Origin of the sequence: Halobacillus sp. BAB-2008 (assembly GCF_000328325.1) — a bacterium.
Lineage (GTDB): Bacteria > Bacillota > Bacilli > Bacillales > Halobacillaceae > Halobacillus.
In genome coordinates this window covers 44,691-57,791 of sequence record NZ_ANPF01000001.1, presented here as the reverse complement: position 1 = coordinate 57,791, position 13,101 = coordinate 44,691, and the positions used below count along the sequence as shown (strand labels likewise).

Below are 13,101 nucleotides of genomic sequence, written 5' to 3'. Positions count from 1 at the left end.
CGTGCATTCCTATTTACAAGTCTGTTTCCATACGAAAACACACCATGTAAGTTTGGTTACAGTATTAGAATACCAATACCCTTCTTATGGTGCAACAGGAGGAGGTTTATATAGCGCTTACATCGAGAAAAAGTCATAATCACGCCTGAACCAAGGTCCCATTAACCAATTCTTTCAAATTATGGATGTCAAAAGGCTTCTCTATGATATGGGTAACGAATGGGAAATTTATTTCTTTTTCGACGCTGTCTTTGGAAGAACCTGTAATGATCATGACGGATGAATCGTACTCACGTTCATTCAGATAAGACAGAACATCCCTGCCATGCATGACCGGCAGGTTATAGTCCATGATGATTAGATCGAAGTTTTTCTTCTTCGTACAGTCACAGGCTTCTTTACCTGTTTTGGCGGAAGTGACGGCATACCCTTCCGCTTTTAATATTTCTTCCAGCAGAAGCCGTATTCCTGGTTGGTCGTCCACGATCAGGATGCTGTTTGTCATTCTTTTCCCTGCCTTCCCTGTTTAAGTCTCTGCCTAACCCTAATTCCTTTATTTTCTCTAGATATGTACATTCGAGAAGTCCCGCTCATTTTCCTGCATGCAAGGGGTAATAGAAGAAAATATACTTCTGTGCAGAAGAAAACGAACGACCCTCCATTCTTTTGCCAAGATTGGAGGGTCGTTCGGATGTTTTTCAAGATTCCCAGAGCCCTTGCCTGGATGGGTTCGGACTTATGGAAGCTTTCTCTTACTGATTTGTCTTCATTGCAGCCCCGATAAAGCCGTGGAAAAGCTCTTGCGGGCGTGTAGGGCGAGATTTAAATTCCGGGTGGAACTGACTCGCCACGAACCAAGGATGATCTTCGACCTCAATAATTTCAACAAGGCGGCCGTCCGGGCTTGTACCGGAGAACTTGAAGCCTTTGGCCTCCATCTGCTCTCTGTAATGGTTATTGAACTCAAAGCGGTGACGGTGACGCTCGTAGACGACTTCCTCTCCGTATGCTTCCATTGCTCTTGTACCCGGCTGCAGACGGGATGGGTAAATACCAAGACGGAGTGTGCCGCCAAGGTCGGAGATATCTTTCTGCTCTGGAAGCAGGTCGATGATCGGGTGTTCCGTAGCAGGATCAATTTCTGCAGAATGCGCTCCCTTAAGACCAAGCACGTTACGGGCAAATTCAACGGTAGCCAACTGCATACCCAGACAGATACCGAGGAAAGGAATACGCTCTTCACGAGCATAGCGGATGGCATCAATTTTTCCTTCAATACCACGATCTCCGAATCCACCGGGAACGAGGATACCGTCGACTGCCGACAAGTATTCCGCAACGTTTGATTCATTCAAGTCTTCGGAATTGACCCATTTCACATCAATGTCGGAATCATAGCCGTAGCCTGCGTGCTTCAATGCTTCGACGACAGAGATATAAGCGTCAGGAAGCTCGACGTACTTCCCTACCAAAGCAATCGTCGTCTTATGCTGCAGATTCTTCACGCGGTCGATCAACTCATTCCATTCTTTCATATCCGCCGGAGGACAAGACAAGCCGAAATGATCCAATGTCAGCTGATCAAGGTTCTGTTCTTGAAGCGTAATCGGTATTTGGTAAAGCGTCTCTGCGTCGCCTGCTTCAATGACTGCATTCTTATTAATATCACAGAAGAGCGCGATTTTCTCCTTCATATCTTCAGAAATAGGCATTTCCGTACGCAAAACAATGACATCCGGCTGAATTCCAAGAGAACGGAGCTCTTTTACACTGTGCTGTGTCGGTTTCGTCTTCATTTCTCCTGCCGCTTTCAAATATGGTACAAGCGTACAGTGAAGGTACATAACGTTATCACGGCCGATATCGCTCTTAATCTGACGGATCGCTTCAAGGAATGGAAGAGATTCAATATCCCCTACTGTACCGCCGATTTCCGTGATGACGACGTCTGCATTCGTTTCGTGCCCTGCACGGAAGACCTTGTCCTTAATTTCTTTGGTGATATGTGGAATGACCTGGACGGTTCCACCGAGGTAGTCTCCACGACGTTCTTTCTTAATGACGTTGGAATAAACTTTACCAGTCGTCACATTGCTGAATTTATTCAGATTGATATCGATGAAGCGCTCGTAGTGACCAAGGTCAAGGTCTGTCTCTGCACCGTCATCGGTTACGAAAACTTCTCCGTGCTGATACGGGCTCATCGTTCCCGGATCGACGTTGATATAAGGGTCAAACTTCTGAATCGTCACTTTCAAGCCTCTGTTTTTAAGCAGACGCCCTAGTGATGCAGCCGTAATCCCTTTCCCTAATGATGAAACGACACCGCCGGTTACAAAAATGTACTTTGTTGCCACGTTGAATCCCTCTTTCTCTATTTGTCTTTTTAGTTATTGACTAATAAGCGATTTTGATAAGGGGTATAAAAAAGAAAATACGGGAGCATGCCATGTCCCGGTATCTTCCGCTGTTCTGTTGTTTTCCATGCAAAAAATAAAAAACGCTCCCCGGTCCGGGGAGCGTTTGGAATTTCGTTTCGGAAATTAAAGAGCCCAAATAAGATTGTACTGATATGACTTTTAAAAGTCAACCACTTATCTGTCGTCTTCTTCATCCTCATCGCCAATGAAGCTGATGTCATCCTCTACAATCTCTTCTTCTTCTTCATCGAGGTCATCTTCTTCATAGTCGCCTTCGAAATCGTCATCGTCCTCATCCAAATCTAGATCTTCGTCTGTCAGTTCCAGATCTTCTTCTAAATCTTCATCTTCTTCATTATCATCGAATTCAGAAATGCCAAGCTCATCTTCCAGCAGCTTGGATGGTTTCTTTTTCTTCTTCTTTTTACGCTTCTGTGGAAGACTGGCAATTTCTTCTTCCATTTGTTCTACAGGATACCAGCGCTTCAGCCCCCAACGGTTCGTTCCGATCGTCATGAATTGACCATCGACGTTGATGTCTGTGTAGAACTGCGCGATGTACTGCTCTTTCTGCGCTTCTGTAAATCCTTTAATTTTGGCGATACGATTGAACATCTCGTTGAAATCGATCGCTTCTCTTTCTTCTTCCAATATAATAGTAGCCAGTTCAATCATGGATATTTCATCAATTTGCTCTTGGCTAAAGTCTTTTAAGCTCACGGTCCAGCACTCCTTTAAATAGACAGAATAGAATAAATGACCTCTTAGGCATACGAATCACATTTAATCATACCATCCATTATATGATTTGCCCGTATAAAAATCAAATTGCTTTTATGACTCTTTATCTATTACCTTTTGTAGCCAACTTCACATAAATATAAACCCTGGAAGCAGGATAAAGCTTAGTTACACTTGGTATTCGCGCTTTATTTCCATTATAATTAAACCGATATGGGGGCTGCCTCTTTGAGAAGCGCCCTGAGCGACCGGAACCTCTCTATCGTATCATTCCCCGGGTTACGTTCTATCCCCATCATTTATGTAAAGGAGAGACGCAGTATGAAAACACACCCATTTAACTGGATCGCAACCATCATCTTCGTCATCGCTGCAGGCATCTGGTTGTTCACGAACTACGGCCTCGTCCATTCCAAGCATTTGGAGGAAGCGGTGATCACAGGGAAATCCCATACGGATGACGGATATTTCGTCATCGTCGATGATAAGAAGCTCCACGTCAAAGATACGAGCACATGGATGCTGCTGGAAGAAGGCGAAACGTATAATCTGACGTATGAATGGTATGGAATAAAGAAACCTTACGTGAAAGAAGTCAATCAGCCTCACGACGACGATCAAGTCGGAGGCCACTAATAAATATCGCCCTTGCACATCGCAAGGGCGTATTTTTACGACTTTACATATTACGACGGTACTGCCCCCCGACCTCATAGAGGGCGTTGGTGATCTGTCCGAGACTTGCCACTCGGACGGTTTCCATTAATTCAGCAAAAATGTTCCCGTCATTCGCTGCCGTTTCTTTCAGGCGGCGAAGCGAAGCATCCACTACATCTTCATGGCGACTCTGGAAATGGCGCAGTTCTCTTATCTGATGCTCCTTCTCTTCTTGAGAAGCACGCGCAAGTTCCATGGCATCAATTTCCTCCTCGGACGGCGGATGCGGATTCAAATACGTATTGACTCCGATGATCGGCAGTTCCCCCGAATGCTTCTTGCCTTCATAATAAAGTGATTCTTCCTGAATTTTCCCGCGCTGATACTGTCTCTCCATTGCACCGAGTACTCCGCCTCGATCATTGATGCGTTCAAATTCCTGAAGTACAGCCTCTTCCACAAGGTCCGTCAACTCTTTAATGATGTAAGATCCTTGCAGAGAATTTTCATTCTTCGTCAGACCGAATTCTTTATTGATGATCATTTGAATCGCCATCGCCCTCCGCACGGACTCTTCGGTCGGTGTCGTGATTGCTTCATCATAGGAATTCGTATGCAGGGAATTACAGTTATCCTGGATGGCCAGCAGCGCCTGTAACGTTGTACGGATGTCGTTAAAGTCAATTTCCTGGGCATGAAGCGAACGTCCGGATGTTTGAATGTGATACTTTAACTTTTGGCTGCGTTCGTTCGCTCCATATTTATCACGCATGACGACAGCCCAAATCCTTCTTGCGACCCGCCCGAGCACACTGTACTCCGGATCAAGACCGTTCGAGAAGAAGAAGGAAAGGTTCGGGGCGAACTTGTTGATATCCATCCCTCTGCTCAAATAATATTCTACATACGTGAAGCCGTTCGCCAGTGTGAAAGCGAGCTGAGTAATTGGATTGGCGCCTGCCTCAGCGATATGATAACCGGAGATGGATACGGAATAATAATTACGCACATCCTGGTCGATGAAGTACTGCTGGATATCCCCCATCATACGTAGAGCGAACTCTGTAGAAAATATGCACGTGTTCTGCCCCTGATCCTCTTTAAGAATATCCGCCTGCACCGTACCCCTTACAACGTGGATCGTCTCCGCTTTAATCCGTTCGGCTTCCGACTGATCCGGCGCTCTTCCCTTCTCTGCTTTGAACTTCTCGATCTGCTGATCGACAGCGGTATTAAAGAACATCGCCAGGATAATCGGAGCGGGACCGTTAATTGTCATGGAAACAGAAGTGGAAGGAGCAACCAGATCGAAGCCCGCGTACAGCTTTTTCATGTCCTCCAATGTACAGATATTGACTCCGCTCTCCCCGACTTTCCCGTATATGTCCGGTCGTTCATCCGGATCTTCTCCGTACAAGGTTACAGAATCGAAGGCCGTACTCAGACGTTTGGCATCTTCCCCTTCTGATAAATAGTGGAATCTGCGGTTCGTCCGCTCGGGGGTCCCTTCTCCAGCAAACTGTCGTTTCGGGTCCTCTCCTTTCCGCTTAAAAGGGAAGACACCTGCTGTAAACGGGAATGCCCCGGGGACATTTTCACGAAGCAGCCACAGAAGGCGGTCCCCCCAGTCCGAATAGGTCGGTAAGGCGACTTTCGGTATTTTCGTACCACTCAAACTTTCGGTCGTCAGATCCATTGTAATTTCTTTGCCGCGAACTTGGAACGTGTACGTATCTCCGCTGTATTTGTCATGGAGATCATCCCAGCCGTCGACCAGCCGCTTCGCTGCCGGATCGATGGAAGCTTCCAGATCGTCTATCCTTTGTTTCAGCTGTTCTTTTCCTGCTCCTTCTTCAAGCAAATGGAAAGATCCTTTCAATTGGTAGAGCTTGCGCGCTTGAGCTGCCTGCTTCTCCGATTCTTCGTGATAGCGGCGTACGGTCATCGAGATGTCCCGTAGATACTGTTGTCTCTCATTCGGGATGATGACGTTCTGTTTCTCTACTTTTCCGGTTTTCGAAAAGGACGTTTCTTCCTGCCACTCATAAGTTTCTTTCAATTTATCTACAAGGGCGGCGAATAACGTGTTCGTCCCCGGATCATTAAACTGACTGGCAATCGTTCCGAAGACCGGGAATTCGGCATCACTCTCATGGAACAGCATCCGGCTCCGCTGGTACTGTTTCTTCACTTGAGCCATGGCATCCTCCGAGCCTTTCTGCTCGAACTTGTTAATGACGATAAAATCAGCGAAGTCAATCATATCAATTTTTTCAAGCTGGGACGGTGCCCCGAATTCTGCAGTCATTACATACATCGATAGATCCGTGACATCTGTTATGGCCGCATCCCCCTGGCCGATCCCACTCGTTTCGACGATGATGAAGTCAACACCGGAAGCTTTCAGCACGCGGATAGCGTCGCTAACGGCCGTCGAAAGCTCGGATCGCGCTTCCCTCGTTGCAAGGGAGCGCATGTACACTCTCGGATGGAAGATGGCGTTCATCCGGATCCTGTCACCAAGCAGGGCTCCTCCCGTTTTCTTTTTCGTCGGATCAATCGATAGAATAGCAATTTTCTTATCTGGAATTTCATTCAGGAAACGACGAATCAATTCGTCTGTGAGCGAGCTTTTCCCTGCCCCTCCTGTGCCTGTAATACCAAGGACGGGAACTTCCCTGTCTGTTTTCTGTTTGACTGCTGTATCAAAAGCAGCCACAAGCTCCCGTTCTTCCTTCGGTTTATTCTCTACGTACGTGATGAACCGCGCAATCGATTGTGGATTCCCCGCAGACAGCCCTTTGACTTCTTCCTCTACATCAAGCGGCGGCAGGAAATCGCACTCTTCGATCATTTTATTGATCATGCCCTGAAGCCCGAGCGTTCTTCCATCCTCCGGCGAGAAGACACGGGCAACCCCGTAAGCGTGCAGTTCTTTGATTTCACGCGGGATGATGACACCTCCACCACCGCCGTAAACGCGGATATGTCCCGCTCCCTTCTGCTGAAGGAGGTCCACCATATATTTGAAATACTCCACATGTCCGCCCTGATAGGATGAGATAGCTATTCCCTGAACATCTTCCTGAATAGCTGCATTCACTACTTCTTCTACGGAGCGGTTATGTCCCAAGTGGATGACTTCCGCCCCTGTTGATTGCAGAATCCGCCTCATAATATTGATGGACGCGTCGTGCCCGTCAAACAAACTGGAAGCGGTTACAAAACGAACCGGATTTTTCGGACGATATACAGCCGGTTGTTTCATCTTCTCCTCCCCTTTCTATCCATTTCATTCTTTATTACCAGATGGTCTTTTCTCCTTGAGGGGAAGTCCCTCCAATAAAAGCCGAACCTGCAGATCCGCATACGCTTCAATCGTGAACGTCCTCTGCAATATCCAACGCCGGAATCCCCACATCTGGCCCTGCACGAATATATTATTGGCGATCAATTGAACCTTCTCTTCGGAACAGGGGCCTGAGATATGCTTACGGATCACCTCTTCCAGCATCGCAACCATTTCTCTTTCTTTCTGCAGAACGTAATCCTGCGCATCCTTCGGAAGGGATTTGACCTCCTGGTACATGACTACCACTTCATCCTGCATTTCATCCATTAAATAAAAGTACGAATGGACCGCCTGGATCAGGCTGCTTACCTGTGCCGGATCGATATCATCTTCCATCCGCGCCTTTACGCGCTGGTAGATAGAGTCACATACGAGGAAAAGGACATCCTCCTTCTTACGTATGTATTCATATAACGTACCAATACTGAAGCCGGACGCTTGGCGATCTCCCGTGTCGTCGTCTTGTGGAAACCTTTCTCGATGAACAAGGTGACCGCTCCTTTGACCATCTGGTTTCTCCGCTTCATCACTAAAGCTTCGTCCTTGATCGTCGAGGGGACTTGTTTATCGGCCATTCTTTCCACCCCTCTCTTTCCATTCGTCCACCCATGCACGAGCAAGCTTATACGGATCGGCGTCAGGTCGGTTCAAGCATTCGCGTTTATGAGAATCGGACTCGACTTCCGTTCGAACATCCCGCCACAGCTCTTCCCTGATCAGATCATATACTTCGAGCTGTAATTGCTGCTTCCGACGCCGCTGTCCTTCATCGGTTTCGTGTAAATACGTCCGGTGTGCTTCGATCCCACCCCATAGGTCATCAAATCCTGTGGACTCTGTGGCAATCGTCTTTACAACCGGCGGATCCCACCCTTTTGTCTGGACAATCATCTTGTATTCATCAAGCGTAGAGGCAAGCTTCCTCACACCAGGAAGATCGGCCTTATTAATGATAAAAAGGTCTGCGATCTCCATGATCCCCGCTTTGAAAATCTGGAGAACGTCCCCGCTGTTCGGCGTCAAAACCAGCCCGGTCGTATCCACTACCTTCATGATATCAAGCTCCGACTGTCCGACACCGACCGTCTCGACAAGAACGACATCGAATCCACAAGCATCACATACGCGGATACTATCCTTTGTCGCTCTTGCCACTCCGCCGAGATGTCCTCTCGTCGCCATACTGCGGATGAATATTCCCGGGTCGAGGAAATGTTGATTCATCCGCGTACGATCTCCGAGCAGAGCCCCGCCGCTGAACGGACTTGTAGGATCGACCGCAAGAACAGCGACGGTCAGCCCCTGTTTGCGGATATAGGACAGAAGCCGGTTGATCAAAGAGCTTTTTCCCGCTCCAGGGGAACCGGTGATCCCAATATAGTGCGCCTTTTTCTGTATGGAGAAAATGTCACTCATCCATTCCAGCTTCTCTTCATCATCATTTTCAATCCGTGTGATGGCTTTAGCGAGTGCGCGAATATCCTGATTACGTATCCGTTCTGCGAGTGGGTGCATGATTCTTCACCTTTCCAGCCTGGTTATTTCGTCACCATCCGACCGATGACAAGTCTTTGTATCTCTTGTGTCCCTTCATAAATCTGAGTAATTTTGGCATCTCTCATGTAACGCTCGACAGGATAATCCTTCGTATACCCGTATCCTCCATGCACCTGTACCGCTTCCGTTGTCACCTTCATTGCTGTATCTCCTGCGAAAAGTTTCGCCATCGCCGATGCTTTCGAATATGGAAGACCCTCTGATTCTAAATAGGCAGCCTGGTACGTTAATAACCTGGATGCCTCGATTTCCGTAGCCATATCGGCCAATTTAAAGGAAATGCCTTGCAGTGCCGCAATAGGCTTACCGAACTGCTCTCTTTCTTTCGCATAAGCAACGGCTTCGTCAAGTGCACCCTGTGCTATTCCCACTGCCTGAGCGGCTATACCATTACGGCCGCCGTCCAGCGTCATCATAGCAATTTTGAATCCCTGACCTTCCTCACCAAGCAGATTCCCCTTCGGTATCCGGCAGTTTTCAAAGATCAATTCGGTCGTTGGAGATGAACGGATCCCCAATTTCTTCTCTTTTTTGCCTGTCGTGAATCCCGGGGTATCCTTTTCGACAATAAAAGCGCTGATTCCTTTGTTCCCTTTGTCCATATCTGTTTTGGCGAAAACGACATAGATATCCGCCACTCCACCGTTTGTAATCCATACTTTACTGCCGTTCAACACGTAATGATCCCCTTCAAGCTTAGCATTCGTGCGCATGGAGGATACGTCACTCCCGGCCCCCGGCTCGGAGAGTGCATAGGCACCCAGCTTTTCACCGGATGCAAGGGCTTGAAGGAACGTTTTCTTCTGCTCCTCGGAACCAAATTTATAAATCGGCCAGCTGGCGAGTGAGATATGAGCGGATAATGTAACGCCGGTAGAGGCACACACCCGAGACAATTCCTCCACAGCAATAACATAGCTGACGAAATCCGAGCCGATACCGCCGTACTCTTCCGGCCACGGAATGCCCGTCAGACCGAGTTCGGCCATCTTATTAAAAATAGTCCTGTCGAAGCGTTCCTCCTCATCCCTTTCCGCTGCTGTCGGTTCTACCTCTTTTTTTGCAAAATCGCCCACCATTTTCCTCAGCATTTCCTGTTCTTCTGTCAACGTAAAGTTCATCCTTACAGCCTCCCTAATCTCTGAGCAAGTGATTGCCGATTACAATCCTTTGAATTTCACTTGTTCCTTCATATATTTCACAGACTTTGGCATCCCGGAACAGCCTTTCTACCGGGTAGTCCTCTGTGTATCCGTATCCTCCATGAACCTGAACGGCTTCAATCGCCGCTTCCACCGCAGTCTTGGATGCCATCAGTTTAGCAATCGATACTTCCTTGCCGCATTTCTTGCCTTCCGCCTGAAGGAAGGCAGCATGGTAGACGAGCAGCTTGGACGCTTCCACCTTTGTCGCCATATCTGCGAGCTTGAATGACACCCCCTGAAGATGGGCAATCGGGCGGCCGAACTGCTCCCTTTCCTTCGCATAAGCGATGCTGTGATCCAGTGCTGCTTCCGCAATCCCCAATGACTGAGCAGCAATACCAATTCTTCCGACGTTCAAATTGGAGAGAGCAATTTTATACCCTTCTCCTTCCTGCCCAAGAAGCTGGCTTTCCGACACCTTACACTGATCGAAATTCAAGGAAACGGTACTGGATCCATGCAGCCCCATTTTCTTCTCCGCTTTCCCGATCGTAAATCCAGGGGTATCTCGTTCCACAATGAATGCACTCAGCCCCTTCCCTGCCGGCACCTCCGGATTCGTCCGGGCGAAAACGATAAACGTATCTGCTTTTCCTCCGTTTGTTATGAATACTTTGGATCCATTCAATACGTAATGGTCTTCCTGCTTGACCGCGCGTGTCCTGAGACTGCCAGGCATCCGATCCAGCACTCGGTTCCGTGAGCGCGAAAGCACCCAGGTATTCACCGGAAGCAAGTTTAGGAATGTACCGCTCCTTCTGCTCCTCTGTTCCAAAATATAGAATCGGATTCGTGCCGACAGACGTGTGGACAGAGAGGATCACTCCGAGCGTCGCACTGACTCTTGAAATCTCATGAATGGCGGTTATATAGGAGATGTAATCCATTGCGGCTCCGCCGTATTGCTCAGGGATTGGAATGCCCATTAAGCCGAGCTCTCCCATCCTTGCTACCAGTTCTTCCGGAAAACGGTCTTCCTTCTCCATCCGTTCTACTGCAGGAGCCACTTCCTTCTCCGCGAAGTCCCGAACCATTTTCCTCATCATCTGCTGTTCATCCGTGAATCGCAAATCCATCGCCGTTCTCCCCTTTACCGGTTAATCGTAGATGTAGAAACCACGTCCAGATTTCTTTCCAAGCCAGCCAGCGCTGACGTATTTCCGAAGCAATGGACACGGACGGTACTTACTGTCACCGAATCCTTCATGCAGTACTTCCATAATAGAAAGGCACGTGTCGAGTCCGATGAAATCAGCAAGGGTCAGCGGTCCCATCGGATGATTCATGCCCAGCTTCATCACAGCATCGACATCCTCCGGGGTAGCCACACCTTCATAGACGGTATAAATCGCTTCATTAATCATCGGCATCAGAATACGGTTGGATACAAAGCCCGGGAAATCTTCTACCTCCACAGGTGTTTTCTCAAGCTTCACCGTCATCGCTTCCACTGCTTCATAAGTAGCATCACTCGTTTGGATCGCACGGATGATTTCGACAAGCTTCATGACAGGAACCGGATTCATAAAGTGCATGCCGATCACTTGTGATGGGCGGTTGGTTGCCGCTGCAATATCCGTAATCGGCAGGGACGACGTATTAGTCGCAAGAATCGCGTGTTCCGGTGCAATTTCATCCAGCTGACGGAATACATTCGTTTTGACATCCATCTTCTCTACTACCGCTTCAATGATCAAGTCACAGTCAGAAGCCTCTTTCAAATCTGTGGTTGTCGTTATCCTCCCAAGCACATCCCGCATATCCGCTTCCGTGATACGGCCTTTATCGACCGCCCGCCTTAAACGGTTTTCTATTCCTTTTCTCCCTTGAATCAACGCATCTTCACTGATGTCGTTGAACTTCACCTCAAGTCCAGCCTGTGCGAATACCTGGGCTATTCCAGACCCCATTTGGCCGGCCCCGATCACCATCATTCGTTTCTTCGTCATCGCGCTCTCCCCCTTACGCTTTTGGTACTTCAATCAAAACCGCATCCCCTTGACCGCCGCCGGAACAGATAGCAGCAATACCAAGTCCGCCTCCGCGGCGTTTCAGTTCAAGAGCCAAGGTAAGAATAATCCGTGCTCCGCTTGCCCCAATCGGATGCCCTAGTGCAATCGCTCCCCCATTAACGTTGACTTTCTCAGGATCAAGCCCAGCGATTTCTCCACTCGCTAGCGCTACAGCCGCGAACGCTTCGTTCACTTCGAATAGATCAATTTGATCCATCGACTTCCCTGCTTTCTTCAACAATTTATTGATGACAAGCCCCGGCGTCTGTGGGAAGTCCTGCGCCTCAACGGCTATTTCATCATGTGCAATGATTGCAGCAAGCGGCGTCTTCCCTAGTTCAGACGCTTTCCCTTCTGACATCAGGACCATTGCACAGGCTCCATCATTGACGCCTGGTGCATTCCCGGCTGTTATGGAACCCGTTTGATCGAATACAGGACGCAGCTTGGCAAGAGCCGTGACAGAAGTATCTTTTCGGGGAGCCTCATCACGGTCGACAATAACAGGATTACCTTTGCGCTGTGGTACTTCGACAGCCGCAATCTCTTCTCCAAGCACTCCGGATTCGATCGCTTTCACTGCTCGTTGGTGGCTGCGATAAGCCCATTCATCCTGCGCCTCTCTGGAGAGATCGAATTGTTCCGCCGTCCTGTTCCCGTAAGTGCCCATATGGACGTTTTCAAACGAACAAGTAAGTCCGTCATGGATCATCATATCTTTCACTGTACTGTCTCCCATCCGAAGCCCCCACCTGGCTTTGGACATAATATACGGAGCGTTGCTCATGCTTTCCATTCCCCCGGCAACGATAATTTCTTCTTCTCCCAACCGGATGAATTGATCTGCCATCGTAACACTTCTCATACCAGAGGCGCACACTTTGTTTATCGTTTCCGTCTTTACATCCCATGGAATGCCGGCATTTCGAGCCGCCTGTCGGGATGGCAGCTGGCCCTGCCCACCTTGAAGGACGGACCCCATGATGACTTCCTGAACATCCTCTGCATCTATCTCCGCTCTGCTCAAAGCCGCTTTGATCGCCGTCCCTCCAAGCTCCGATGCAGTAAGAGATGAAAGACCTCCACCAAGTTTAGCGAAAGGGGTACGGGCACCTGCTACGATTACTGTTTTTGTCATAGATCGTTCCTCCTCATTT

General features: G+C 48.5%; 9 protein-coding genes and 2 pseudogenes. 1 reads left to right on the top strand and 10 read right to left on the bottom strand.

Annotated elements, in window-relative coordinates:
* Positions 1–139: 139 nt before the first annotated feature.
* The 3 genes from D479_RS00285 to rpoE all read right to left on the bottom strand — a co-directional run bounded on the left by D479_RS00285 (position 140) and on the right by rpoE (position 3,140).
* Positions 140–505 carry a response regulator gene (locus D479_RS00285; RefSeq protein WP_008632294.1) on the bottom strand — a complete coding sequence of 122 codons (366 nt, stop codon included), beginning with the start codon at positions 503–505 and terminating at the stop codon, positions 140–142.
* A gap of 247 nt (positions 506–752) precedes the next feature.
* Positions 753–2,357, bottom strand: coding sequence for a CTP synthase (locus tag D479_RS00280; protein ID WP_008632293.1), 1,605 nt, complete (start codon positions 2,355–2,357; stop codon positions 753–755).
* 237 nt (positions 2,358–2,594) lie between these two features.
* Entirely contained in the window at positions 2,595–3,140 is a 546-nt protein-coding gene (gene rpoE / locus D479_RS00275) for a DNA-directed RNA polymerase subunit delta (RefSeq protein ID WP_008632292.1), read from the bottom strand.
* A gap of 342 nt (positions 3,141–3,482) precedes the next feature.
* On the opposite strand from rpoE, the gene D479_RS00270 reads away from it, so the two are divergent.
* Positions 3,483–3,797, top strand: coding sequence for a hypothetical protein (locus D479_RS00270; protein ID WP_008632291.1), 315 nt, complete (start codon positions 3,483–3,485; stop codon positions 3,795–3,797).
* A 43-nt stretch (positions 3,798–3,840) separates the two neighbouring features.
* Here D479_RS00270 and icmF read toward each other — a convergent pair whose 3' ends face one another.
* The 7 genes and pseudogenes from icmF to D479_RS00235 form a co-directional block, all read right to left on the bottom strand.
* Entirely contained in the window at positions 3,841–7,086 is a 3,246-nt protein-coding gene (gene icmF / locus D479_RS00265) for a fused isobutyryl-CoA mutase/GTPase IcmF (RefSeq protein WP_008632290.1), read from the bottom strand.
* Positions 7,087–7,110: 24 nt separating this feature from the next.
* A pseudogene (locus tag D479_RS00260) lies at positions 7,111–7,745 on the bottom strand (TetR/AcrR family transcriptional regulator).
* Positions 7,735–8,685 (bottom strand): methylmalonyl Co-A mutase-associated GTPase MeaB, encoded by a 951-nt coding sequence (gene meaB / locus D479_RS00255; protein ID WP_008632289.1) that lies wholly within the window; start codon positions 8,683–8,685, stop codon positions 7,735–7,737. Before meaB ends, D479_RS00260 begins: the two are co-directional and overlap by 11 nt.
* Positions 8,686–8,708: 23 nt before the next feature.
* A complete protein-coding gene (locus D479_RS00250) occupies positions 8,709–9,848 on the bottom strand; it encodes an acyl-CoA dehydrogenase (RefSeq protein WP_008632286.1) in 1,140 nt (379 codons plus the stop codon).
* 13 nt (positions 9,849–9,861) lie between these two features.
* Positions 9,862–11,008 (bottom strand): annotated as a pseudogene (locus D479_RS00245) (acyl-CoA dehydrogenase).
* Positions 11,009–11,029: 21 nt separating this feature from the next.
* Entirely contained in the window at positions 11,030–11,881 is an 852-nt protein-coding gene (locus D479_RS00240) for a 3-hydroxybutyryl-CoA dehydrogenase (protein WP_008632284.1), read from the bottom strand.
* A gap of 13 nt (positions 11,882–11,894) precedes the next feature.
* Positions 11,895–13,082, bottom strand: a complete 1,188-nt coding sequence (locus tag D479_RS00235) for an acetyl-CoA C-acetyltransferase (protein ID WP_008632282.1) — start codon at positions 13,080–13,082, stop codon at positions 11,895–11,897.
* Between the last annotated feature and the right edge of the window lie 19 nt (positions 13,083–13,101).

What these genes read in the sequence shown, in the direction of transcription:
- D479_RS00285 (WP_008632294.1), bottom strand. Translation starts at nt 505, where the DNA reads ATGACAAACAGCATCCTGATCGTGGACGACCAACCAGGAATACGGCTT.
- D479_RS00270 (WP_008632291.1), top strand. Translation starts at nt 3,483, where the DNA reads ATGAAAACACACCCATTTAACTGGATCGCAACCATCATCTTCGTCATC.
- icmF (WP_008632290.1), bottom strand. Translation starts at nt 7,086, where the DNA reads ATGAAACAACCGGCTGTATATCGTCCGAAAAATCCGGTTCGTTTTGTA.
- meaB (WP_008632289.1), bottom strand. Translation starts at nt 8,685, where the DNA reads ATGCACCCACTCGCAGAACGGATACGTAATCAGGATATTCGCGCACTC.
- D479_RS00250 (WP_008632286.1), bottom strand. Translation starts at nt 9,848, where the DNA reads ATGAACTTTACGTTGACAGAAGAACAGGAAATGCTGAGGAAAATGGTG.
- D479_RS00240 (WP_008632284.1), bottom strand. Translation starts at nt 11,881, where the DNA reads ATGACGAAGAAACGAATGATGGTGATCGGGGCCGGCCAAATGGGGTCT.
- D479_RS00235 (WP_008632282.1), bottom strand. Translation starts at nt 13,082, where the DNA reads ATGACAAAAACAGTAATCGTAGCAGGTGCCCGTACCCCTTTCGCTAAA.